Annotated in this window: 19 protein-coding genes; 8 read left to right on the forward strand and 11 right to left on the reverse strand. The window is 35.7% G+C overall.

From position 1 onward, the window contains the following. Positions 1-88: 88 nt before the first annotated feature. The 5 genes from csm2 to PLA12_04085 form a co-directional block, all read right to left on the reverse strand. Positions 89-520 (reverse strand): type III-A CRISPR-associated protein Csm2, encoded by a 432-nt coding sequence (gene csm2 / locus PLA12_04065; GenBank protein ID HOQ31672.1) that lies wholly within the window; start codon positions 518-520, stop codon positions 89-91. 24 nt (positions 521-544) lie between these two features. Further along, positions 545-3,160 (reverse strand): type III-A CRISPR-associated protein Cas10/Csm1, encoded by a 2,616-nt coding sequence (gene cas10, locus PLA12_04070; GenBank protein ID HOQ31673.1) that lies wholly within the window; start codon positions 3,158-3,160, stop codon positions 545-547. A gap of 166 nt (positions 3,161-3,326) precedes the next feature. Then, on the reverse strand, positions 3,327-4,847 hold the full coding sequence (locus PLA12_04075; GenBank protein HOQ31674.1) for a sigma-54 dependent transcriptional regulator: 1,521 nt from the start codon (positions 4,845-4,847) through the stop codon (positions 3,327-3,329). A gap of 241 nt (positions 4,848-5,088) precedes the next feature. Continuing rightward, positions 5,089-6,081, reverse strand: coding sequence for a hypothetical protein (locus PLA12_04080; protein HOQ31675.1), 993 nt, complete (start codon positions 6,079-6,081; stop codon positions 5,089-5,091). A 133-nt stretch (positions 6,082-6,214) separates the two neighbouring features. Further along, complete coding sequence (locus PLA12_04085; GenBank protein ID HOQ31676.1) at positions 6,215-7,228, reverse strand: hypothetical protein; 1,014 nt, start codon at positions 7,226-7,228, stop codon at positions 6,215-6,217. 888 nt (positions 7,229-8,116) lie between these two features. On the opposite strand from PLA12_04085, the gene PLA12_04090 reads away from it, so the two are divergent. Genes PLA12_04090 through PLA12_04105 form a run of 4 tightly spaced genes read left to right on the forward strand, consistent with a single transcriptional unit; the run spans position 8,117 to position 13,133 of the window. Beyond that, on the forward strand, positions 8,117-8,521 hold the full coding sequence (locus PLA12_04090) for a GntR family transcriptional regulator (protein HOQ31677.1): 405 nt from the start codon (positions 8,117-8,119) through the stop codon (positions 8,519-8,521). Continuing rightward, complete coding sequence (locus tag PLA12_04095) at positions 8,514-9,431, forward strand: ABC transporter ATP-binding protein (protein HOQ31678.1); 918 nt, start codon at positions 8,514-8,516, stop codon at positions 9,429-9,431. Before PLA12_04090 ends, PLA12_04095 begins: the two co-directional genes overlap by 8 nt. A 5-nt stretch (positions 9,432-9,436) precedes the next feature. Further along, on the forward strand, positions 9,437-12,982 hold the full coding sequence (locus PLA12_04100) for a hypothetical protein (GenBank protein ID HOQ31679.1): 3,546 nt from the start codon (positions 9,437-9,439) through the stop codon (positions 12,980-12,982). A 22-nt stretch (positions 12,983-13,004) separates the two neighbouring features. Continuing rightward, positions 13,005-13,133, forward strand: coding sequence for a hypothetical protein (locus PLA12_04105; GenBank protein ID HOQ31680.1), 129 nt, complete (start codon positions 13,005-13,007; stop codon positions 13,131-13,133). A gap of 191 nt (positions 13,134-13,324) precedes the next feature. On the opposite strand, the gene larE is transcribed toward PLA12_04105, so the two are convergent. The 6 genes from larE to PLA12_04135 all read right to left on the reverse strand — a co-directional run bounded on the left by larE (position 13,325) and on the right by PLA12_04135 (position 19,947). Then, positions 13,325-14,140 carry an ATP-dependent sacrificial sulfur transferase LarE gene (gene larE, locus PLA12_04110; GenBank protein ID HOQ31681.1) on the reverse strand — a complete coding sequence of 272 codons (816 nt, stop codon included), beginning with the start codon at positions 14,138-14,140 and terminating at the stop codon, positions 13,325-13,327. Positions 14,141-14,153: 13 nt separating this feature from the next. Beyond that, the gene (gene mtaB, locus PLA12_04115) at positions 14,154-15,461 is read right to left on the reverse strand and encodes a tRNA (N(6)-L-threonylcarbamoyladenosine(37)-C(2))-methylthiotransferase MtaB (GenBank protein ID HOQ31682.1); all 1,308 of its coding nucleotides are present in this window, start codon (positions 15,459-15,461) and stop codon (positions 14,154-14,156) included. A 31-nt stretch (positions 15,462-15,492) separates the two neighbouring features. Next, positions 15,493-15,939, reverse strand: coding sequence for a hypothetical protein (locus tag PLA12_04120; protein ID HOQ31683.1), 447 nt, complete (start codon positions 15,937-15,939; stop codon positions 15,493-15,495). Positions 15,940-15,971: 32 nt separating this feature from the next. Beyond that, positions 15,972-17,468: a leucyl aminopeptidase gene (locus tag PLA12_04125; GenBank protein ID HOQ31684.1), complete on the reverse strand. Its 1,497-nt coding sequence runs from the start codon at positions 17,466-17,468 to the stop codon at positions 15,972-15,974. Beyond that, positions 17,465-18,841 carry a tRNA (N6-isopentenyl adenosine(37)-C2)-methylthiotransferase MiaB gene (miaB, locus tag PLA12_04130; protein ID HOQ31685.1) on the reverse strand — a complete coding sequence of 459 codons (1,377 nt, stop codon included), beginning with the start codon at positions 18,839-18,841 and terminating at the stop codon, positions 17,465-17,467. The genes PLA12_04125 and miaB overlap by 4 nt, the downstream gene beginning before the upstream one ends. 140 nt (positions 18,842-18,981) lie before the next feature. Further along, complete coding sequence (locus PLA12_04135; protein HOQ31686.1) at positions 18,982-19,947, reverse strand: NAD-dependent epimerase/dehydratase family protein; 966 nt, start codon at positions 19,945-19,947, stop codon at positions 18,982-18,984. 365 nt (positions 19,948-20,312) lie between these two features. On the opposite strand from PLA12_04135, the gene PLA12_04140 reads away from it, so the two are divergent. The 4 genes from PLA12_04140 (at position 20,313) to PLA12_04155 (ending at position 24,034) form a co-directional block, all read left to right on the forward strand. Further along, positions 20,313-20,552 carry a cold shock domain-containing protein gene (locus tag PLA12_04140; GenBank protein HOQ31687.1) on the forward strand — a complete coding sequence of 80 codons (240 nt, stop codon included), beginning with the start codon at positions 20,313-20,315 and terminating at the stop codon, positions 20,550-20,552. A gap of 158 nt (positions 20,553-20,710) precedes the next feature. Next, positions 20,711-21,946 carry a DUF1080 domain-containing protein gene (locus PLA12_04145; GenBank protein HOQ31688.1) on the forward strand — a complete coding sequence of 412 codons (1,236 nt, stop codon included), beginning with the start codon at positions 20,711-20,713 and terminating at the stop codon, positions 21,944-21,946. A 94-nt stretch (positions 21,947-22,040) separates the two neighbouring features. Continuing rightward, entirely contained in the window at positions 22,041-22,649 is a 609-nt protein-coding gene (locus PLA12_04150) for a hypothetical protein (GenBank protein ID HOQ31689.1), read from the forward strand. A 59-nt stretch (positions 22,650-22,708) separates the two neighbouring features. Continuing rightward, the gene (locus PLA12_04155; protein HOQ31690.1) at positions 22,709-24,034 is read left to right on the forward strand and encodes a P-loop NTPase; all 1,326 of its coding nucleotides are present in this window, start codon (positions 22,709-22,711) and stop codon (positions 24,032-24,034) included. Positions 24,035-24,043 lie beyond the last annotated feature (9 nt).

Genomic DNA, 24,043 nt, shown 5'->3' on the forward strand with positions numbered 1-24,043 from the left:
CCTGTAATAACAACCTTTGCTACTAATTTTGGAAAATCGTTTGTAGTACTCATATTTAAATCTCCTTTAATTTTTGTATGTTAAATTGTTAGTCTTTTCCACCTTTGGCTTTATGATAAGCTAATATTGCTTCAAAACCAGCACAGAATAAACGGAACCTTGCTGTTCGATTGTCGTCTGCTATAGTTGTATCTGTTACTGCATCAATAGCATTTTCTAAAACTTCTTGCAAAAATCCGACCGATTCATGTCTCTTGGCGGTATAAGCAAGCATCGGCTTTAACATAAGCAATTGAGGAATAAACTTTTTGGGCTCTTGAAAGTTTTCTATTTTTTTTACATGACCAAAAATCCGTCTGATTTGGGTAGTAGTTAAATTAGCTGTTTTTACGAGATATTCCCCGTATTCTTCTGCTTCTTCAATAAATTTATTATCAATTCCTTCCATGACCATCCTTTTAAGAAATTCTTTAAATTTTTTATCTAGTTTTTGGTTTTGTTCTTCTCTTCTGTTATTCATAAATTAATCTCCTTTGTTTGATTTTTAATCTTTTTTGTCTCTTGTTAAAAATTCAACCCAGCGTAGAACGGCGCCGAGTTTGTCTTCGAGTTTATAAGCTCTATTTGTTTGGTTGAGTAGGTCATCTTGGATTTCAGTAATAATTTCAGTAATAATTTGATTGGCATCCGATTCCTTTTTCGTGTATTTTCTCAATCCATATACAAGCAACCATTTCCAACGGTCAAGTACTACGAGTTTCTTAATTTCATCGTCCTTCAGTCCCTGTAGTAAATATTTGGTTTCCTTTGCTTTTTGTTTCTGATATACATTTATAATTTCAAAAAGTTTATTAATCACACCATTGATTTCCTCTGCCGATAATTTTAATAATTGTTCCTTAATTTTTAATATAGTATCTTTTTCTTCATAGCCGATAGGTGTGTCAAAGATTACGATAGCATCTTTTTTATTTTCTTTGAAAGAACCGTTATTGGATATATTGCGGGTATAGGATTTAGCCTGACTTTCTGCAGCCTCTGCCATTTTTGCAGAGAGACGAATAGGTATAGAGTCTTCTATTATAATGATACCTCCGGAGAAAGATAGTCTTTCATGAGTGTAGTCAGAAAAATCTTCTCTAAGTTGGAAAGCGAAATCAATCACTTTATCCCAGGAACCAACAATAAATAAGTCATCACCTCCGCTGTATACAATACCGATAGTTCCTTTATAGGACTCCTGTTGTGCGAGATGATTTATATATCCTTCAAAGAAATCGGATAGAGCAGAGCTTAACATAGCAGAACGCGAAAGTGTATTGTTTTCAGAAAGTCCCTTTTGGAATATTTCCCCAAGACTATCTACATCGGCGCGGAAAATAGCAATTTTTTCTGGTCCTTGGGTTGTTTTTGCAAAATCTTTAAATTGGGCAGGAGCCAAAGGCGGGTAGCGGTTATCGTCTTTTTCTAACGGTCTTTTATTTACATCCAGATTCTCTTTAAGAGATGGCCAGTAACTGGCAAAGGGGCGAAAAGCTAAGGAAATTTTGTCGTATTTATTACATAATATTTGGGTTATTGTAGAAGTAATGTCGAATTTATCAAGGAATGTAATTTCAACTACATTATCTAAATTTATTTCCTTTAATTCATTATAAAATTCATAGTTAAATCCTAAACTGTTTATAAACTGTAGAGGTGGAGGATTATCTTCATTAACTTTTGTTTCTATTTTTCGGACCATCCATTTGGCATTACGAAGATTTTTACCAATTTCTTCCATTTGCTGCGAGTCATCTTCTTCAGGGTTTCCAGCAAGAAAATACTCAGAAACAGGATATTTATTTTTATCCATTGTGCCGAATATGTCATTGTAACGCTCTTCTGTTTGAAAGATAGAATATTTTTGTTGTTTTCTTTTTCCAATTTCACGAGTCACTGATTTCCATACTTCTGTAAATTTACCTTTTTCGAAGTGAGACAATTTTACAGGGGTTGTAGCAAGGAGGAGGTGTAGGTCTCCCTTCATGTAGTTAAGTAATTCATCGGAAATTTTTTTGTTAAGTTCCTCTACCTTTTCTTTTGCATTTTTAGGTAGAAGTATAAAGAATCTTCCTCCACCGGAATAGATAATGTTAGCAGGAGGCAAGTCAAATTGTTCACATATATAAATAGCAATAAACTCGCAAATCAGTTGTAGCAAGAAAGAACGAGCTTTGAGTTGTTTTGTGGCTCCTTTGGTTGGGATGGAGTAGATGTATTCCTGGATACCGGAAATATCCCCGCAAAGGAATGTAGCCACTTCTATTTGAGATAGGTCGTTTGTATCAGGGTTAGCAGATGGTTCAGATTGAGAAAGATTTTTACTCCAGCTGTTTATCATTTGGTCTATATCGTTGTCTGTTATAGTCTTATTTAGATAACTATGGGAGAGACAAGCTGAGATTGCAGAAGTGATTCGCAGGTGTTGAAACAAACTAATATCCGGGAAGATTTTTTGTTTTTGCGTCGGTGTTGCGGAAGGAATGCGACTGGTATATTTTTTCAATAGCGATAGCCATGTAGAATAAGGCAGGTTAAGTTTGTTTGTTTCAGACCATCCCAAAAACTTTAAATCTGTGATAAATTCATTCCATAGAGTTGTATATTCATTACTGTTCCCTTCATGAAAAGATTGTGGGAAGAAATTATCACGGGAATAGTCTGGGTATTTCGATAATTTGAAATAAGTTTTTTGATTTGTTTTTTCTGCTTTGTTATTATCGAGTTCAAGATTATCAAAGATATTTTCAAGGCGGGCGGTAGAGTTTCTACATGTTGGGGGTTCTGCTTCCGTATTTTGATTTTTTACATGTTCGAATACATTCCGTTCCCCAGAGGAAAGCCAATCAGACAGTTTGATGACTTTCATTTGCCACTCATCTAATTCTTTAATATGGTGATGCAAAGCCCAACGGTAGATATCGGCTTCGTTAACATATTTTTCTATAAAGCAACCACTCCATAAAGCATGTTCATAAGTATTAAAATATTCCTTTTCCTGTTGTGAGAAAGGCTTTTCTTGTCCTGTTCGTTGCCAGAATTTTCCGATGTCGTGTAATAATGCAGAAAGGGCAACTTTTTCAATTGTTTCTTTTATGTTGATGTTTTTTTCCGTCATGTAATGTCCTTTCTATTTTTTTAGTTTATAAAAGCAAGGAGAATGCCATGTAAAGTCTTTTGAAAATTGATTGTTTAAGTTATTTATAAATAGACATTTAAAATCCATAAACAAAATCTTATCTTTGGTTGCCTCAAATAATTTTTTAAATTTTGATTTACATTTTTCAAGATTCATTTAAATTTTCTTTCTTCTTTAAGTATTGGCTTAAAGATTGAGGAGTTATTCCTAATAATCTTGCCGCTTCCGATTGGTTACCTTTTGCTATTTCAAGTGCTTTTTGGATGTAATAATCATGGATTTCTTTTTCAATAGTTTCTAACTTAAATCCTTCATAAGGATGTGGCAAGTACTGAAGATATTCTTCTGAATTCGAGAGAGAAAAAGAGAAGTCTAATAAGTCAGGTGTAATGATTCGTTTATCTCCCGATTCAATAATCGCTTTTTTAATGACATCTCTTAATTCACGAACATTACCGGGCCAATTGTATTTCATAAGTTTTGACATTGCTTCTGGAGTGACCTGAACCGTAGGAGTTTTATTATCAAATTTAGATATAAAGTATTTAACAAGGAGAGGAATATCCGTAACTCTTTCCCTTAAAGGAGGGATTGTCACAGGGAAACCAGCAATACGATGGTAGAAATCCTCTCTTATTTGTTTCTTCTCAATTAGTTTCTTTAAATCTCTATTTGTTGCAAAGACAAAACGAACATTTGATTCAATTTCTTTATCAACGCCAATAGGTCTAAATTTTTTAGTTTCGAGGAATCGAAGCAATTTTACTTGGATGGAATTAGGCACATCCCCTATTTCGTCGAGGAATAAGGTACCATTTTCTGCTGTTTTGCAAAGTCCATCTCTTTTATCAGACGCACCCGTAAAAGAACCTTTTTTATGTCCAAAAAGGGCACTTTCAAAAAGATTTTCACTTGTCTCGTGGCAGTTAAATGGAACACATTCCCCTTTTCTTCCGCTTGCTTTATGAATCATTTCGGCGAAGAGTTCTTTGCCTGTTCCTGTCTCGCCAAGGATTAAGATGTCTACATCTCGTTTTGCATATTTCCAGGCTGTTTGGCATGCTTTAATAAAATTTTCGGATTCACCTATAAGACCATAGTCGTAAAACGATGTGGGTGTGGTTTCTTCTTCTTTCCATTCCCGGGAAATTTTAGGCGAAACAACAGGGAATTCCGGTCTGGTGAAATCAATTTGGGTTATGGTTTGCTTTTCTGAACCGGCAAACCGTGCCTCTTTACAATGTATTACTTTTGCAGGTAACATGTTGCTGGCAGCTAGTAATAACAAACAAGCATGCATCGAAGGGGTACCGGAAGTTACAGAGATAAAAATTTCATAATCTTTTTTTAATAATATATCCTGTTCTTTTTGGATAAATTTTTTAAGTGCTTTAATAATTTCAGTGTGGCTTGTTGGGTCTTGGATTTCTGTATCAATAGTTTTTACTTCTTTATTGGGGTAGAGTTGTTTGATTTCTTTAAAAGTATCTTCAGCATTTTTGGAAAGTGATGGTGTAGCGAGAAGAAAGATATTATCAAAGTCGCCTTCTTTTATTGCAGATATGATAGGACCATAAAAATTACCGTCGGCAGAAACGTTCTCTTTTTTGCTAAAAGGATCATTAGAACCCACAAAACTTATTAGTATGGATGGTTTTTTCCCCATGTATCTCTCCTTTTTTATTATTCAATTTTCAATAATTGTATTGTATGAGAATAATTTCTTGTTTTTCAAATCATTTTTACAGAAAATTAATTATTTTCTGATGTAATAGCAAAATTCGGTATCCAATGGTTGTGAAACTGCAGTTTAAGATTTAAATGAATTAAATACTCGTCTGCATAGAACACGCTTTCCCATGAATTCTCAAATATAGTGTAAACTTTAAAAATATAATTTCTTCAAATTAAGAATGATTATGAGTTTTCGAATTATTGTATTTTAATCCACGCCAGAAATAAAACATACCTACTCCACTTCCGACTAATAGGGAAAAAATGATAACGGCATAGAAAAGTCCTTGACCTATTTTTTCTACCGCTTTGTTTATTCCTTCCCCTAATTGTGAAGTAAGTGTGGATGAGTACTCTGTCTTTTTAGTCCCATCGGGAGATGTTGTTTCCGAGTGCGGTTTGGGTTCAGAGAATTCTTTTATTGCATATACAGCAACTGCTCCGGCAGTGGCTATTTTTGCCAACCCCAATATTAAATCGTTTTTCGTTTTTGCTTTATCAATTGTTTCAAGTATAGCCTGAGGCGAGTTTTTAAGTCCCGTAAGGATTTTTGATTTGTCACCAGGTGATAAATTGGTTAACTTACTTTCATTTCGAAGTAAGGTAAGTACTTGATCTCGAGACAGATTTTTCATTTGGGATACACCTTCTTTTCCTAAAAGTTTTCCTACGGGTGCACTTAAACCGGGGTGTTTTATCTCCGCCTCAATAAATTCCTTACCATATTGGCTAATTAATTTTGAAAAATCATCTGGGTGGGAACGAGCAAATTGAATTCCGGCTCGGGCTACATCGTCCGATAAACTCCCAAAGAGTTTCAGAATATCATCAGTTTGTTTTACTCCATATTTATTAACCATCCAAATTACATCACTTGTTCCATAGCGTACTGTCTTTGTACCTAATTCTTTGATAAAGGTTTTAGCCCCGGATTCGCCAAGTTCTTTCACCGCTTTTTCAGAAATTTCTTCAATTGTCTCTTTTCCTACTTTTTTTATTACCTCCTCTCCCAGTTCTTTTCCACCTTTCTTTATCACAAATTCTATTAACTCCGATGCTAATTTCTCTCCGAACTTAGTTATTGTGGCAATCTGGGCATACCCCTGAAATGAAATCAAAAAAAGCCCTGTAATCAGAAGAACGGATAAGCAAATTCTATTTCTCATAAATTTATTCCTCCTTCGTAAGTTATTGAGTGTTGTCACAATATTAATATTATCGCGAGTCATAACTTTTCCTCCTTTATATCTGAGTAAATGCTTTATGACAATTATCATACAAAGCCCCTTCTGCTTTTTGTCATACTTTGGTGAAAGCCTCTTCCATTTCTGATGTTATGTCATTCTTCAGTTTGTCGAGCGATGTACTGACCTTTAGATAGATGTCTTTTTCATATTTACTATCTATATACCAGTCAATTACAAGCCCACCCAGGAACCCTGCACCGGCACCCATTACAGTTCCGAAACCTGGTAGTGTGAAACTTCCTATTGTGGTGCCACCAGTTGCTCCCAAAAGCAATGGATAATAAGAATCAATCACACATCCTACTAAAAGACCCAATACAGGACTGACAATAGTAGGCAGGCTTGCATATATAGCATATATGTTGGCATCTTTCTTAAAGTTACTTTCTACACTTTGTGTAACGCGTTTAATCATAGTGTCTATCTTGTCCTTATCAATATTTAGTTCAGGATATTCATCAGAAACTTTTACTAAATTGTTTTTGAAATTGATGTAAAATTTATTTTCGTTTTCCTTTAATTCGCTAACATATTGTTCCTTTACATTATTGACTGCGGTTTCTAAATCGTCGGGACTAAATACCTTAGAATAGAATTTTTCCTTAATATAGTTTTCCAAATCTCCCTTTGTCCAGTGATAAAGAATTGCAAAATTGGATAAATCTTTTACGAATTCATTAATTTTCTGCTCATACCCATTAAAGTTTTCCGATAATATACTTATGCATTTTTTCTTTGATGCCTCGTTGCTTTGTACCAACTCCCTGTAAGGTTCAGATATGGTTTCTTTAAAGATTTTTTCCTTATCTATTGCTTTCGTTGCCTCTTTTGTTTCCGGTGAACTCAAAGGATTGAAACTTATAATAATCCAACAAACAATTAAGCAGGTTACGAATGTTACAATCGCGCTAACTAAACTTTTATAAAAAATATGAACTTTATCATTTATTTTTTCTTCTGTAGTTCTAATATTGTCTTGTCTCATGTTAACTTCTCCTTTTTTTGTCAAGGTTTTCCCGGTTTCTGTTTTATTCTGTTCTACGATGTTTAAATTCTGTTTATTCATATTTTACCTCCTAAATTTTTAACTGTTAGAGTCGAGCAATTTATGTGCCAAGTATGTCAAAAGCCGAAAATAATTTTTATAAGTATTTGATATTAATTAGTTTATAGTTTATATGTTTTTATTCTATTATAGATAGTCGGAAAAGAAATTCTGGTTTGAAAAATCAATTTTACTTTAAATCTTTCAATCTAAACTTAAATACTGCATAAAAAGAGAAACAAATATCATATACTGTCTATAAGAAAATATCTTTCAAAACAAACAGACTTTACAAAAAAGGAAATAGATTTGGTTGTATTTAATGTGAATTTAGGTGATTTGTGGGGATAGAAAATACAGGCAGGGGTGGTCGTTTTTAAAGACATGAGGAAAATTGATAGGGATATTTATCGGTTTTATCTCTTTCAACAATTCCATTTATTCTGCTGTATATTTGTGAATCGTTGGAGATGGGAATAACATATTATCACTTAATAACTCCATTTGTTCTGCTATGTATTCGTGAGGAAATTTAGTAGCCACGAAAACTGTCATTAGAAGATGCAACACCACCTCTTCGTTTTCAGGCTATGTATTTGTGAGGAAATTTAGAGCCATGAAAAGGGAAGATTATAGTTCTTAAATCGAAATTTTTTGAAGATTGAATGTTAATAAATCCTCATAATAAAAGATAAAAAACTCAAAAAATTTTTTATTTATTGTCCTAAATTATATAAAACCTCTGAAGAAATAGAGTTTTTAGAGTGGTAATTAAATTTTTAAATATAAGGCAACAAATAACTTACAAGTATTAAAAATTTTTTCAAAAAAATTTTAAAAAAGGTATTGACAAACGGGAAAAATAATTGTATTATATTAGTAATACAGTAATACATAAGGATTCTAATTATGATTCGGATTAATACTCAAGATGGAACGCCGATATATATTCAGATTGTTCGGCAGTTCAAATATCTAATTGCAACAGGTTCTTTGAAGGATGGAGATGAGTTGCCTCCTGTCCGCACATTGGCACAACAATTATTAATAAATCCTAATACGGTAGCGAAGGCATATCGGGAACTTGAAAGTCAAGGAATGATTTATACGCGTCCTGGTGCGGGTACCTATGTGGCTCCTAAACGAATTTTGTTTTCGGATGAGGAACGATACCGCATTGTTTATGAACATATAGATTCATTATTGGTTGTAGCAAAACACCTTAACTTTTCATTAAAAAAGTTATTAGATCTTATACAAATCCGTGCAGAACAAATAAAACTGAATATAGAAGAGGAGAAAGACCATGACTAATCAAATCAAACAACAAAAAGATTCTGTTATTGTTAGAACCGAAAACTTGTGTAAGCATTTTGGGAAAAAGTGTGCGTTGGATGATGTAACTATAGAAGTGTCGCAGGGACGCGTATTTGGATTGGTAGGAGAGAATGGAGCGGGTAAGACGACTCTGATACATCATATCTTAGGTACTTATACAGCAGAGAAAGGTTCTGTCTCGGTTTTTGGTTTAAATCCGGTGAAGTATTCGAAAGAGGTATTAAGTCGCATTGGCTACCTGTCCGAAACACGCGACCTCCCCCGATGGATGAGTATTCAGCAGTTAATCCGATATATGGCTGCCTTTTATCCCAATTGGGATATGTCCTATTCAAACCAGTTATTGGAACAGTTTGAATTAGACCCGAAGCGTAAGATACGGGCATTATCGCGGGGAGAATTGGCACGAACGGGGTTGCTGGTAGCATTATCGCATCGTCCAGAGTTGCTGTTATTGGATGAACCATCATCAGGCTTGGACCCAGTAGCAAGGATGGATATTTTGTCAGCCGTGGTTCGTTCCGTAGCGGAAGAAGGAAGGACTGTTTTATTTTCTTCCCATTTATTAGATGAGGTCGAGCGGGTTTCAGACGATGTATGCATGCTTCATCACGGCAGGATTGTTATGAACGGCAGTCTGGAAGAGATAAAATCCCGACACCATTTGTTGGAACTGAAAACGAATAGCAGTAAATTGAATTTTGAAAATATTCCCGGTGTGATACGAATAAACGCAATGGGTCATGGGTATCGGGTGTTGTATAGAGGGAATGAAAAAGAAGGGAAAGAGCAAATAGAACAACAAGGTGGAGAAATAATTAATATCGCTGTTCCGTCGCTGGAGGAAATTTTTATTGCTTATGTGAAAAAACAATATAAGGAGTAACTTTTATGAAACTTAACTCACCGTGGAAAGCGTTGTTGTGGGAAGAATTATATGTAGGGGGGAGTATTGTAGGTTTAGTTTTAATAATATGTGCTTATGTTGCTCTTTCCTGTCGTATTTTTGCGTCTGTGTATCTTGTAGATTGGCAAGATGTGGACACATGTTTTTATCTGGTTGTATATGCCATATCAATTCTTTTACTCCTTCAGATAGGGAATTCCGGGGAGATGCATGTTGGCTTTCCTCGCAGAATATTGTATCTTCCTGTATCTTCTTCTTTAGTTGTAACGGTGTCTCTATTTACACGATTATTATTGATTGTTCTCTTTACCCTTTGCTCTCGGTTTATAGGGGCTTTTCTTTTATTAGACGATGAATTTTCCAGGTTATATAGTTATGAATACATAAATACATTTCTTGATTTTTTCCCTCTTGAAATTCGTTTTTATATTCCTTTAATTTTTCCTTCCATTGTGCACGGGGTTGTATATCTAACTATTCAATTTTTATGTTGGTTTTTTGTTCTTTCACCTTTTCTGGCAGGAGTAATTATATTTCTTTCGATTTTTACATGGTTAACATTAATAATTTTAGGCGATACAACTTTTATTGGTGATTTGTTTTCCTTTTTATTCGGTTTATTACCTCTTACAGGTGCAAAATATGGGAACAAAATATCTTATTTTGCCAACAATTACTTTCTATTTTTTGGATTGATACTTCTTTATACGGGTATTATCTGGTTTTTAAGTGTAAAGATTACTTCAGAGGTAAGGGCTGGTTCACGAAAAGATTTAAGTGCTTTACTTCCTCTGAATATTCTTAATATTCTAAATAAGTTAAAACCAGATATGTTTATAAAAAATTTTCCGAATAGTCGTATTGCTCAGGTCTGGTTTGAATTGAGAAATAATGGACTGGTGATTCCTGTATGGACTTTGATTTTTTGGTTGTTACTTTTTTCCCTTTATATTTCTATTATGTTTGTATTATTAGCAATCCAGGGGAAAACTTTCTTCCGCTATTCATACTTACAGGATATACTATTTTTGTTGTTCCCTCTGGTTGCTTTAATACTATCGGGTATTGTCTGGCATTTAAAAGTTAGCCGACGGAGGAAAAGGGATTATAGAGCAGGGGTATATTCGTTATCTCATATTCCTATAACTCGTAAAGAGCGAATTTATGCTTATTGGTTAGCAGGGAATATAAACCTCCTTATAACATTAATTAGTATCTGGATTGTTGAGTTTATCTATTTTTATTGGAAGTTTAAGATACATGTTTTACCGGACCCTTCTCAGGCAGATTTATTTCCCTCCATTTTTCAACTGCCTTTTTCTGATATGAGTTCGTTCATAATACCGCTGATGATATTTATTACCGGGATTACTATAACTTGTGGGGTAATCGTCTGGTTAATTATGTTTAATCCCTCAAGTATTCTTATCTCTTCATTTCTTATCCTCTGTCTGATTATATTTTTATATCCGCCTCTTCTTCCTTATACAATTAAAGAAGGATTTTTGATACTATATCATCTTTTTGAGATAGGAGAAGTAATTAGTTGGTTCATTTCTTTTATTAGCAATTTACTGATTAGTATTATCCCCGTATGTAGAATATCTTCTCTTTCTTTTCCTTATGTTGTTTTTCACGCAGTTTATTTTTACTATTTTATTATGTTTTTTGTCTATTTATTTATTGCATTTCGATCCCGTTTGTTGGGTAAAAAAGAAAGAATTTGCCTGCTTATTATTTTCCTGAGTATTTTTGTTTGTATAATGCCATGGCAATATCTGGGGAGTATAGATATATCTATATTTGCAGGGACATATTTATTTTTATCTGCAATCTTAACTATGACATGGCTTAAAATTTTGTTATTTGCTTATGGTTATAACTGGAAAACGCCGATTAGAAGTTTTTCGAAAAAACACGAAGATTTTCCAAAAACAGAAGAGCGGGTCTCATTTTTATTTTTCGGATATTTACTCCCTATCTTCTTTGCAATCTTAATACTTATTTCCCATTCACAAACAGGGACCTATAAAAAATGTATTGCATATTTTAGAGGAAATTCCCTGCCTACTACCTTGAAGGAAATGAATGAAAAATACCAGTCTGTTTCAAAGAATGAAAACCTCGCCATAAAATACTTTGATTTATTTCCACTGCGAAATAAGATTGAAATGGCAGAAATGAATTATAAGAAAGAACATCAGAAGGAGATTGATGAAAAATTTAAAACGGATGAAGAAAATTATCTGAGTATGATATTAAACAGGTCTTATAGGGATATAATGAAGTACGACAAGCCTATACCTGAAAATGTTTTTTGGGTATATAAAGAACTTTATGAGAAGTTATATAGAGAACTAACACAAAAACTTCATGAAATTGCTGAAAGTGGTTTAAATAAAGGATATTATCCTGTTGATTTAACTAAAGGTTTTTCTATGGAATTGAATCATCTTGCAATATTGAGGGATTTTATGTGGAAGTTAGGATTGGAGGCTATTATAAGTGCTATAGATGGTGATTACGAGAATATGTTACGGGCATTTCGAAGTAGTGCCTCTATTTATAATTCTCTGAAAGATGAGCCTGTATATATTTCCCAACTTGTTCGTATTGCCATGTTTCAGATTGTCTATGAGAATGTGCAATGGATTATTAATCATCAAGAATTACCCGAGGAGGTTCTTTTAAGATTAAGTAATATTATTCAAGATTTTATGGTGCCAACTGAAGAAAGGTCTTTACTTAATTGGAGTTTGCACACGGAATTGCTAATGGTTCTGTCTGTTTTGCCTATGTTTAATAGAGAGGAAGTTTTAATTGATTATAGTTCTTGGGGATGGGAGCTTAGATATTCTGAAAAAAAACCATTAAGAAAGATAATAAAGTCATGGGCGTCTCTTTTTGATGTGTTATATCCGGTAGACATAGAAAGAATGGTGGTGGTGAATTTATATACTGCTTTGAGAAAAACGGCTACAAATGTTGCTCGAGAGGAAAATATTTTTATACCAGAGAAAATCGCTCTTGAGTTTTACTCGAATCGTCTCTTAGAGAAGATGGAAATAAATTCGGGGATTACATCTATTTCTCCGTATTGGCTTTACATGACCATTCCTATAACTTACCCAGCATTGGAACGCTGTTTTGATGCTGAGTTACGACATTATGTGTTTATAAATCTTGTTCAGGCTGCTATAGCCATTGAACGATTTCGTTTAAAAAATAATCGTCTCCCTGAGGAATTACAGGAACTTGTTCCCGATTATATTTCAGCAATTCCTAAAGACCCATGGAAGAATGGCGAACCGATTAAATATATAAAAGGAGATGATTTTGCATTTAAAGTATATAGCATTGGGTGGGATAAAGAAGACGACGGTGGAGTGGAAAGGGATTTAGAAAAAGGAATAAGAAATATACACGAAGGAGATATCGTTTTTACGGTGCTGCCGTTAAATATTCGTCAACAGCCGGATATATCAGCGGATGTGGATTTGTCCTCGTTCTTTTCGAATAAGCCGTATTGAGGACGAATGGGACGGGGGACAGATGAGACAGATGAGACAGATGGGACAGATGGGGCGGATGGGACGAATGAGACGGATGGGACAGGGGACGAATAGGATGGATGGGACGAATGAGGTGGGAGGGGACAGATGGGGCGGATGGGAAAGATAGGGGGGGAAAGGGCAGATGGGACGGATAGGGCGGGAAGGAAAAATGAGATGGGACAGATGGGGTAGAGGGGACAGGTAGGATGGGTATAAGAAGAGAAGCGTTATATCGCGTAGCGAGCATATTCATGGTAGATAGAACAGATAAGGCGAGTAGGACGGAGGGGTTGGAAAGGGCGGATGGGGTTGGATGGATTAACTTGCGGTGCTTCCTGTGCGATAACCTGCTATGTCCACAGTAACAAAACGATAGCCTAATTTTTGTAATTCTTGAAGGACTTTCTCTCGGATAGGTTCGGAAATTAGTCGAGGTAAGTCTTGTAATTCTACTTCAATGCGTGCAAGATTTTGATGATTACGAACGCGATATTGTTTGAATCCTAATGACTTTAATATTTTTTCTGCATTTTCTATTCGTTTCAGGTCTTCGATAGTAATCGGTGTACCTGTAGGGATTCGAGATGATAAGCAGGCAAAACTGGGTTTGTCAGCAGTGGGTAATTGTCGCAGTTCACTAAGAATACGAATTTCCTGTTTTGTCATACCTATTTCCGATAGGGGAGTAATTACGCCGAATTTTTGCATGGCTAACTTTCCGCTTCGTGTTGTGTCCAATAAATCATCTGCATTTTCGCCACAGGCAATTGCCTGGAAATTATTCTGTTTTGCAAACTCCATCATGGTTTTAAAGAGTTCACTTTTGCAATAGTAGCAACGATAGGGGTCATTCTTTAAGAATCGTTCATCTTTGAACTCATTGGGATATATTATGGATATATTCCACTGTTGTTGTTTTGCTAATTCAAGGGCTTCTTTTAACTCGTCTCGAGGCATGCTGGGGGTATCTGCAATAAGCAGGACGCAGCGATTGCCCAATATTTCATGAGCGACTGCGGAAAGGTAGGTCGAATCCACACCACCGGAATACGCAATTACAAGTGATGTGAAATTTTGCAGGTATTTTTTAAGTTTCAATTCTTTATGGAGTGCTTGTTCTCTTAATGATGACATTTTTTATCCTTTTCTATCTAATGATATTTATAACCGTGCCATTCATATGTTCTACAAAAATATCGTCCAATCGGACATTACATAATTTGTTTTCTAAACAATCCGAACTTTTTACAGTAACACGAATATAATTATCTGTATATCCCTGCCAACAGTTGTTGACTTTTTCTTCAAATAAAACTGTTCTCTCGGTATTTTGGGATTTTCTGTAAAACAGATTTCGTTTTCTTTTACTTAATTCAATTAACAAATCTACACGGCGGTCAATTTCCGAATTTGCGACTTGCTCAGGAAAAGAATAGGAAGGGGTTCCTTCTCTGGGCGAGTATGGAAAAATATGTAGAAAAAATATCGGTAACTGTTCAAGAAAATGTAATGTTTCCTCAAATAACGATATTGTCTCACCTGGGAAGCCCACAAGAACATCAGAACTAATTCCGATATTCGGCACAGTTTCTATTGCCTTCTGGATAAAATCTTGATAGGTTTCACGAATATATCGGCGATTCATTTTTTTTAATATGGTATTTGAACCGGATTGTAGAGGTATATGGAGGTAGGGAACCAATGGAAACTGATTATCCTTCATTCGGATAAGGAATTCTTCATTTAACGAGGTAATCTCAATAGAACTTAATCGAATCCGTGCTTGATTTCCGAACTGTTTATAAATTGCATCTAAGAGGTTAATCAGGTTTTTCCCCTCAAAATTGTAATTCCCTATATTGACCCCTGTTAATACAATTTCTTTTACTCCTGCTTCAATACGCCAATTTATTTCCTGTAAAATTTCTTGCATATTTCGTGAACGGGAAGGTCCGCGGAGGTAAGGAATAATACAATAAGAGCAGTAGCAATCACATCCTTCCTGTATTTTAATGTTTGCTCGGTGAAAGCCTGGTATAGTAATGGGTTTTGTAAGCAAGCCATTCAATGCGGTCAGTTCCCATGTTGTCCCTGTTAAAAGGTAAGGGGTTTTTCGCTTTTCTCCTTTTATATAAGGGAACCAATCCATTTTTCGTTTATTATCTACAATCAGGTCTATGCCCGGGATTTCTTTCAATGTTTCTATATCTTTTTCAACATAGCACCCAATAACAACGATTTCTACATTGGGATTTTGTCGAATTGTATGGCGAATGACTTTCCTGCATTTTACTTCCGCCTCATGGGTTACTGCACAGGTATGGATAATACAAAGGTCGGCTGGAGAGTCTTTGGATGCAATTTCGTAGCCTAATTCATAAAGTTTTTGGAGCATTGCATCGGATTCTGCCTGATTTAAACGACATCCGAGCGTGTGAATATGAATATGTTTCATAGAACAAGTGTATCTTTTCTATTTTAAGGGATTACTTGATTAATTCTAATCCCTGAGGATAATTTTCGAGTAATCGCGAGAGATATAGTTCCGCCGATTCCAGTTCGCGATATGCCTTTTGAACATCGGCTGATGAAACTTCGCGTTTTAATGATTTTTTCTGAATCTCTTCATATTTATATTGTGTTATTACCTTATTCTGATATGCAATGATTACTTCCAGTTCTTTTAAGAGTTTTTGTTCAGGGGCAATTGTTTCCACCGCTCCTTCGATAACTTCATTTTTTTTAGACAAAACTTGGGGGCAATTTTCAATAATAGCCCTTAATTTAGAAATATTTCCTGTTGCTTTTTTGAATAAGATAGTTTCAGGGAGAAAATTATCGTTTTCCCGTGATGATATAAAATGCGGATTTATCCCGAGGAATATAAGTATCAGGGTAAGAATGCTCACAACAGAAAAAAGGAAGTATCTCATAACAGTTGCCTTTTTTGATTCTGTATCTTTACTTACTTATTTAAAAGCCAATGGGTTAATAATCGAATGCCGTAACCGGTTGGGTATTTACTGTCCCAATAAGGAATGTGTTTTACACCCCAGGCAGTTCCGGCAATATCAATATGTGCCCATGGAGTATCACCTTCCACAAATTGTTTCAAGAACACACCACCTACAATGGTTGATGCTTCTGATTTTGGACCAATATTAGCAATGTCTGCAAAATCAGACTGTATGAGTTTATCATAATCCTCCCACAGAGGAAGTTTCCAGAGGCGTTCTCCCGTTTTTTCGCCTGCTTTTATAAGTTCTTCTGATAATTCGTCGTTATTGCAGAGAAGCCCTGCGGAATAATGTCCCAATGCAATAATGCAACCGCCGGTAAGCGTAGCAACATCTATAATTTGCTGCGGAGAATAGTTCTTTTGGGCATACGATATGGCATCGGCTAAAATTAGGCGTCCTTCTGCATCGGTATTCAGCACCTCAACTGTTTTCCCGCTATATGTTTTTATAATATCGCCTGGAAGTAATGCTGAACCGCCGGGCATGTTTTCTACCAAGGGGATAATCCCAACAACAGGAACATCGGATTTAATTTCAGCAAGAGCGTTGATTGTCCCTAATACAACACCAGCACCTGCCATATCGTATCGCATTTCATGCATATCATCACGCGGTTTTAAGCAAATACCCCCTGTATCAAAAGTTACCCCTTTCCCTATAAGGGCAATAGGTTTTTTCGAAGTAGAATTAAGATTGTATTCAAGGACGAGAAGCAGAGGGTCATTTTTGGAGCCTTTCCCTACGGCAAGAATGCTGTTCAGCCCTTGTTCCTCTAATGAATTTTTATTAAGTATATAAGTTTTAATTTGTGTTTTCTGACAAATATCCTGTGCAAAATCGGCAAAGAATTGAGGAGTTAATTTATTAGCAGGCGAACAAATTAATGACCGAGCCATTGTAACAGCATCGCAAATTATAACCGTTTTATAGCATTGATTACTCCGCTCAGATATATCATTGTCTTTTGATACAATAAATGTAATATGAGTAATTTCGGTAGGTTTTTCTTTTTGTGTAAAGTCTGAACTTTTATATTGCTCAAAATTATATTGGCACAGCATAATCCCTTCTATAAATGGATTAATATGCTCAGAGAGGATATTTGACCAATCACAAACCAACTCTTTGATTTTATTTGCTTTGCTACATTCAATTACTTTAGCCGATATTCTGCGAATTTTTTCAGAAGTTATTTTATCCTGAGGACCCAATCCAACGAGAATGGTTCCTGCAAAAGGTGCATTGATAAAGGAGACGAATAAAACTTCGTTCTCTTTGCCATGGAATAAATCACGGTCTATCATCGCTTGAACGGTTAATTCCTGTTCCTCTGAGAGTAACGAACATTCAACAGGAAGATTGTTCTCATAAACAGGGATGAGTAAAGCAGAATTCCAGTTCCAGTCCATAGTGGATTGAGGATGAATAACAGAGATTTTCATAAAACATCCCTCCTATTTATAGGATTTGTTAAAGGTGAATTTTTTAAGGTTTTTAAATATTCTGCTTCCAACCAATGGCCACGGAAACCTATGACGCGTGCAGAAATCAGGTCTCCAATATTCAGGTTATCTCCTGATACAGTAATAGAACGGTAAGAATTCGTTCTGCCGTTCCAGAAATTTCTATTCCTCGGATGTTTTTCTTCAATAAGGACTTCTTGCTCGGTATGGATTAATTGTTCCATAGCAGATTGATTGATTTTTTCCTGTAACTCGATTAATTGGGCTAATCGTTCCTCTTTAACTTTTCGTGGGACTGTATCCCCTAATTTTTCCGCATGAGTATTGGGTCGTGGCGAATATTTGAACGGATAAATTTGACTGAATTTAACCTGTTCCACTACCTTCAGTGTCTCTTGAAAGTCTTCTTCGGTTTCTGTCGAAAATCCAACAATCAAATCTGTGCTGATTTCGATATCGGGAACTTTCTCGTGTAGATACTCAATATGTTCTATATATTGCTCAATTGTATGTTTCCGTCGCATAAGTTTTAAGATTCGGTTTGAGCCTGATTGCAATGGTAAATGAATATGGCGTGCTATATTTCTTCGTTCCGCAATTAAATCAGACAACTCCTTACTCCAGTCGTATGGATGTGGTGATGTAAAACGGATACGCCATAGGTTGTCTATATTAGACACATCTCTTAATAGTTGAACAAACGAATAGTCGGGACGAAATTTATAAGCATTTACATTCTGCCCCAATAACCATATTTCACGAATTCCTTCGGCAACTGTGGATTGCACTTCTTGCAAAATATTTTCTGGGGTGCGATATACTTCGCGTCCTCGTGTCCGTGGAACAATGCAAAAGCTACATGCGTTATTGCAACCTTTGCTAATGGCGATATACGCTTTTATTCCTTCGCGATGTCCTTTTTCAAGCCATTCGTTTGGAATGAAATCAAATACAGGGGGTTTGGGATATGTCCGATGAGTAACACAAATTCGTTCTCCTCTGCGAACACGCTCAATCAATTCAGGCAACTCAAAATAATGGTCAGGGCCTATAACCAAATCCACAGTTGGCTCTCGCTCCAAAATGTTATCTCCTTCCTGCTGAGCAACACAACCACATACAGCGATAATCGTTTCAGGTCTCTTTTTCTTTATTGGGCGAAGCGTGCCTAACAAACTATAAACCTTATTTTCAGGATTTTTACGGACTGAACAGGTATTAATTAAAATTAGATGTGCCTTCTCCGGTGTGTCTGTAGTAGCGAATCCCAATTGGTCAACTATAGCCACAATACGAGCACTATCATGTTCGTTCATTTGACAGCCAAATGTTTTTATATATACATGTTCCATTTTGTTTCAACTTTGTTTATCACGATTAGATTTATTATCTAGAAAATAGAATTATAAAAAAGAAATTCAAAGACAACAAATTTATCGTCTATCCGAATATAAAACGGTGAACAAAAAATGGGATAATACAAATCTGTCCTTTATCCTGACTTTAATTTTTTCTGGATGTGTTCGGCTACTTTTAGGATTATATTTTCAAGGGATGTTTGAGGAGTGTAGCCGATAGCCTGTTGTATCTTTTTCAAACAAGGGACACGGTGTCTCATATCTTCATAGCCTTCGGGATATGCTTCAGCATAGGGAATAAGTTGGATAGTGGAGGGACTTTTTGTAAGTTCAATTACCTTATGTGCAAGGTCAATGATTCGAACACTTTTGTTATTCCCCAAATTGAATACCCTACCACATAAATCGGGTCGCTCTATAATCTGAACTAAAGCCGGGACAATGTCTCCAACATAGGCAAAGGAACGGGTCTGTTGTCCATCTCCGAAAACACGAAGAGGTTCCCCTTTTAATGCTTGGGTAATGAAGTTTGGTAATACCATTCCGTATTGCCCTGTTTGGCGAGGTCCTACAATATTAAATAGTCGAACGATATAAACGGGGTGTCTCTTTTCTTTCCAGTAAGCAAGAGCAAGAAATTCATCAATTGCTTTTGATGCGGCATAGCACCAACGATGACGATGAGGAGGACCTATAATCTGGTCATCCTCTTCTTCGAAAACTTCTTTCATACTTTTGCCATATACTTCACTTGTTGATGTTATGAGTAATGGGCGACGATAGCGACAGGTTTCTTCGAGAACGGTTTCTGTTCCACGAATGTTATTTACAATAGTCTGGATAGGATTGTTGATTACCAGGTTCACACCTACCGTTGCCGCTAAATGAAACACCATGTCCACATCTTTCACCAAGTCATGGACTATATCCTGATTTAATGTGGAATCAATGATACATTCCACTCCACGGATATGCTCTATATTTTCAAATTTGCCCGTGCTTAAATTGTCCAGCACAATAACATTATCGCCTCGTTGAATGAGGAATTCGCATAGATGGGAACCAATAAAACCTGCTCCACCTGTTATTAATACTCGCATAAAAATTCCTTCCTTTGATAAAGCCAGAAGATAAATGATTATAAAGGATTATACCTGTCTGATAAAAATGAGGGAATATGTTTCTGTTTATGGGTAGTCGTAAATCAGAATCTATAGGAAGAAAAAATAGACAAATCTTATTCTTTTTTTATATTAATAAAGAATTAACTTTTTATTTTTATAATAAATTAGGAAAAAAAATATAGGAAAATTAGCATGTAAAAAATAATATTATCACAATAACATACTTGACAAATAAATATTAATAATGTAAAATATTAGTTAGGAAACTTCTCGAAGAAGTATTTAGTATAGATTGAAGTTTAAAATGAAAACATTAACTAAACTAAAGAAGGATTTAAGCAGTGGACCAGGTAGTATCTACATCATCCGGCATTCGGTATGTCGGGAAAGTTAAATGGTTTAATGACCGCAAGGGCTATGGTTTTATTATTAATGAATTGGGCGAGGACATATTTGTCCATCATACAGAAATCCGCATGAGAGGTTTTCGCACCCTTCGTGAAGGCGAAAAGATAACCTTTGAACTGGTGCAAGGACCGAAAGGTTTACTTGCAAAAAATGTAAGTAGAGTGCGAATGTAAAATAAAACCTGTTTGAATTATAAAAATTAGAGGGGAATTCAAAAGGAAGAGGGATGTTTGTATTATTTTGTAAGATTGAGTAATAATATTTTGCATATAAGAATTTGTTTTGAAAATTATAATCCAATTTGTAATTCAACTTAAGAAAGGAAAAAGATATGGGTAGTTTCATTCTCATGATGAGTTTGACTATGTTTACACAGGTGTCAGACTGGGTCTCTCTTATTGAAAATAATACATTAGACGGATGGAAACCCTTAGGGGGAGAATGGACAATTCAGGACGGAATTATCAAAGGAAAGTTAACAAAAACACCAGCAGAAAAAGATAAACAAGTGAATATATGGCTTCTTTATACAAAAAAAGAATTTGCAGATTTTGAGTTTGAGTGTGAATTTCGAACTCTAAATCCCATCAATGGTGGAATTCAGTTTCGGACACAATGGTTGCCTTTATTACCAGTGCCTGAAAATGTTCCACTTGAACAAGTGAAGTATGATTGTTATGGCTATCAGGCGAATATTGAAACGCGTGAACGATTTGGAACGGGCAGAATTATTGAAGAGAATGGCAGGGGTTTATTAGCAGAACCTGCTCGCGATGCAGTAATGACACTGAAACAGCGAGATTGGAATCGTATGAAGGTGGTCGCCGTTGGACCTAAGATTGAGGTCTATCTTCACGATGTTTTAGCAGCGACTATTGAAGATGATAACTACATTAAAGGATATATACTTTTACAAGTTCGCGCTGATGAAGTAATTCCCGAAACAGCGGAAATAGAGTATAGAAATATCCGCATAAAAGATTTGGGTCGAAGTGGAGAATGGCAGTGTCTTTTTAATGGGAAGGACTTGTCTGGCTGGCAGAATTATGGCTCGGAAGAATGGGTTGTTGAAGATGGAGTTATTGTAGGTAAAAGTGGTCCTAAAAAGTCAGAAGGTTATTTAGCGACAGAAAAACTTTGGAAGAATTTCCGTGTTCGGGGTCAATTCAAAATGTTAGGGGAAGGCAACTATGGTCTATTTTATCATTCCAGTATCAAAATGCGTGAGGATGGTTATCCTCTTATCTCAGGTGTTCAGGTAGAGGTAGAGCCGGGCTATCCCACAAAAACAGGTTTCCTTTATGAAAGTTATAAACGTGGCTGGTTGACGGAACCGCATGTAAAAATTCCCGGTGCCTGGGCTCTTCGCAAAGGGGATTGGAACGAGATAGAAGTTAAAACGGAAGGCAATAGAACAATTTCGTGGTTGAATGGTATTAAAGTAGTTGATTTTACAGATGCTTCACCGAACTTATTTGAAGGTTTCTTCGCTTTGCAACTACATACAGGCGGTGTTGCGGGTATTCAATGGAAAGAATTATATGTACAGGGAGAACCATTACCATAAAAATAATTTAAAAATTTGTGATATTTTTTGGATTTTAGTGTATAATTTTATTACAAACCTAAAAATATCCAACCTTAAAGAAGGAGGGTGGAATATGAAAATGAATCACAAAAGTATTCGCAATTTATTTTTAATCCCTGTTGTTTGTCTTGTAATGTCCGGCTGTATAGGTGGGTGTATTGTCCTTTCAGACATCAAATTTACGACGCCTCTTATAAAAGGGGCAACCATTCCGGGAGGACCCGATGTATATGTTGATAAAGATGTTACTTTGACGAAAGTATGTGGTCAATTCGATATAGAAAAAATTAAAGAACAGGTAAAGACAGCCATAGAAAAGTTGCCGATACCTCCCGTAGCTTCCAGAATATTATTAATGTTGGTTAATAATGTTGAGATAAAAAATTTATGGATTGAAAAAATTACGATAACTGCCACAGAGGGAGATTTTTCTAAATTACAGAGTTTAACAATGAAAGTAAAAATAGGGGATCGTGAGATTGACTTTGGACAGGGCAGTTTTAGTGATGACAAAAAATCTATTGTATTTGTAAAAGACCCCAAAGTGGATATTTATCCGTATATAAAAGATTTCTCGGATGGAGGATGTGTAGAAGGAAACATCCATGTAACTGGATATAATAGTCAAACAGATATTAAGTTTGATATGGTTGCTGATGTTTCGTTAAAAATAGGGTTATAAATAAATCTTTATAAATATTTCCCTCTTATATTATATAAGATAAGTAAAGAGGAGTTTTTATGTCTGCTGAAATAGTAAAACCAAAGATTTTTGAGCAATTAAAAACGGTTATTGACCCTGATTTACATACGGATATTGTAACGGCAGGCTTTGTAAAATCTGTATCTATTACAGAGCAAGGTATTGTAGATTTAACGGTGGAACTGACGATTCCCACCTGTCCGTTGCAATCAAAATTCAAAGTGGAAATAGAACAAAAACTCCTCTCTATAGAAGGAATTAAAAAAGTAAATATACACTTTACATCACGGAAAAGGGCAGGGGTGCAAATGTCCCAGCAAAATTCCTTAAACCAGATTCACGCTGTTATTGCAATTTCTGCATGCAAAGGTGGAGTAGGAAAATCTACTATTGCTTCTTTTTTGGCACGGGCATTACAGAGGAAGGGTTTTAGGGTTGGTCTTATGGATTTGGACATTTATGGTCCATCATTACCGACACTTATGAGCCGACCGCATGCCGATGTGGCCATTATTGATGAACGAATCCTTCCTGTTGAGGTGGATAATCTTTTGACTATGTCGTTAGGTTATATTTTGGGCGATGCTCCTGCCGTATTGCGTGGACCTCTGGTATCAACATATACTTCTCAATTAATACATCAGACAGAGTGGGGACCGCTTGATTTCCTGATTATTGATTTACCACCTGGAACGGGCGATATTCAGTTAACCCTTCTTCAACAAGTAGCACTGGATGGGGCTATAATTGTTACTACACCACAAACATTATCACTGGTTGATGTTACTCGTGGGATTTTAATGTTTGAAAAGTTGCATGTTCCTGTACTGGGGGTTATAGAAAACATGTCTTACTTTGTTTGTGATAACTGCGGAAAAAAACATTTCTTGTTCGGTAATGGGACAGCGGATTTACAAGAACGATTTGGCTTACCTATATTAGCAAATATTCCCCTACTTTCCAATTTTCATGATGCTTCTACTAAAAACGCCGGGGAAGAATATAATACGATATGGGAACCTCTAATAGAGAAGATACAACACGAGATAGGCAAACGCAGAGCAAATACCTTATCTTCACCGGAAGTGCACATAAAGGAGAATGAGTTAATCATAGACTGGAAAAATGGAAAGTTTTCTGAAATTTCTTTAGCCAATCTTCGTCGAGCATGTAGATGTGCTTATTGTGTAGATGAATTAACAGGAGAGCCGTTATTAAAACCTGAAGAAGTGCCAGAAGATATAAAGATAGAAGAAATTCAGCCTTTGGGTCATTATGCTGTAAGTATATTCTGGAGTGATGGGCATACATCCAGTATATATCCTTGGGATTTCCTCAAAAATTTAGTTCCTCCGCATTCTTGATTGCCTGTG

Origin of the sequence: Candidatus Hydrogenedens sp., from assembly GCA_035378955.1 — a bacterium.
Classification (GTDB): domain Bacteria; phylum Hydrogenedentota; class Hydrogenedentia; order Hydrogenedentales; family Hydrogenedentaceae; genus Hydrogenedens.

Coding starts and splice junctions, on each gene's coding strand:
- csm2 (HOQ31672.1), bottom strand. CDS start 520: ATGAATAACAGAAGAGAAGAACAAAACCAAAAACTAGATAAAAAATTT.
- cas10 (HOQ31673.1), bottom strand. CDS start 3,160: ATGACGGAAAAAAACATCAACATAAAAGAAACAATTGAAAAAGTTGCC.
- PLA12_04075 (HOQ31674.1), bottom strand. CDS start 4,847: ATGGGGAAAAAACCATCCATACTAATAAGTTTTGTGGGTTCTAATGAT.
- PLA12_04080 (HOQ31675.1), bottom strand. CDS start 6,081: ATGAGAAATAGAATTTGCTTATCCGTTCTTCTGATTACAGGGCTTTTT.
- PLA12_04085 (HOQ31676.1), bottom strand. CDS start 7,228: ATGAATAAACAGAATTTAAACATCGTAGAACAGAATAAAACAGAAACC.
- PLA12_04090 (HOQ31677.1), top strand. CDS start 8,117: ATGATTCGGATTAATACTCAAGATGGAACGCCGATATATATTCAGATT.
- PLA12_04095 (HOQ31678.1), top strand. CDS start 8,514: ATGACTAATCAAATCAAACAACAAAAAGATTCTGTTATTGTTAGAACC.
- PLA12_04100 (HOQ31679.1), top strand. CDS start 9,437: ATGAAACTTAACTCACCGTGGAAAGCGTTGTTGTGGGAAGAATTATAT.
- PLA12_04105 (HOQ31680.1), top strand. CDS start 13,005: ATGAGACAGATGAGACAGATGGGACAGATGGGGCGGATGGGACGAATG.
- larE (HOQ31681.1), bottom strand. CDS start 14,140: ATGTCATCATTAAGAGAACAAGCACTCCATAAAGAATTGAAACTTAAA.
- mtaB (HOQ31682.1), bottom strand. CDS start 15,461: ATGAAACATATTCATATTCACACGCTCGGATGTCGTTTAAATCAGGCA.
- PLA12_04120 (HOQ31683.1), bottom strand. CDS start 15,939: ATGAGATACTTCCTTTTTTCTGTTGTGAGCATTCTTACCCTGATACTT.
- PLA12_04125 (HOQ31684.1), bottom strand. CDS start 17,468: ATGAAAATCTCTGTTATTCATCCTCAATCCACTATGGACTGGAACTGG.
- miaB (HOQ31685.1), bottom strand. CDS start 18,841: ATGGAACATGTATATATAAAAACATTTGGCTGTCAAATGAACGAACAT.
- PLA12_04135 (HOQ31686.1), bottom strand. CDS start 19,947: ATGCGAGTATTAATAACAGGTGGAGCAGGTTTTATTGGTTCCCATCTA.
- PLA12_04145 (HOQ31688.1), top strand. CDS start 20,711: ATGGGTAGTTTCATTCTCATGATGAGTTTGACTATGTTTACACAGGTG.
- PLA12_04150 (HOQ31689.1), top strand. CDS start 22,041: ATGAAAATGAATCACAAAAGTATTCGCAATTTATTTTTAATCCCTGTT.
- PLA12_04155 (HOQ31690.1), top strand. CDS start 22,709: ATGTCTGCTGAAATAGTAAAACCAAAGATTTTTGAGCAATTAAAAACG.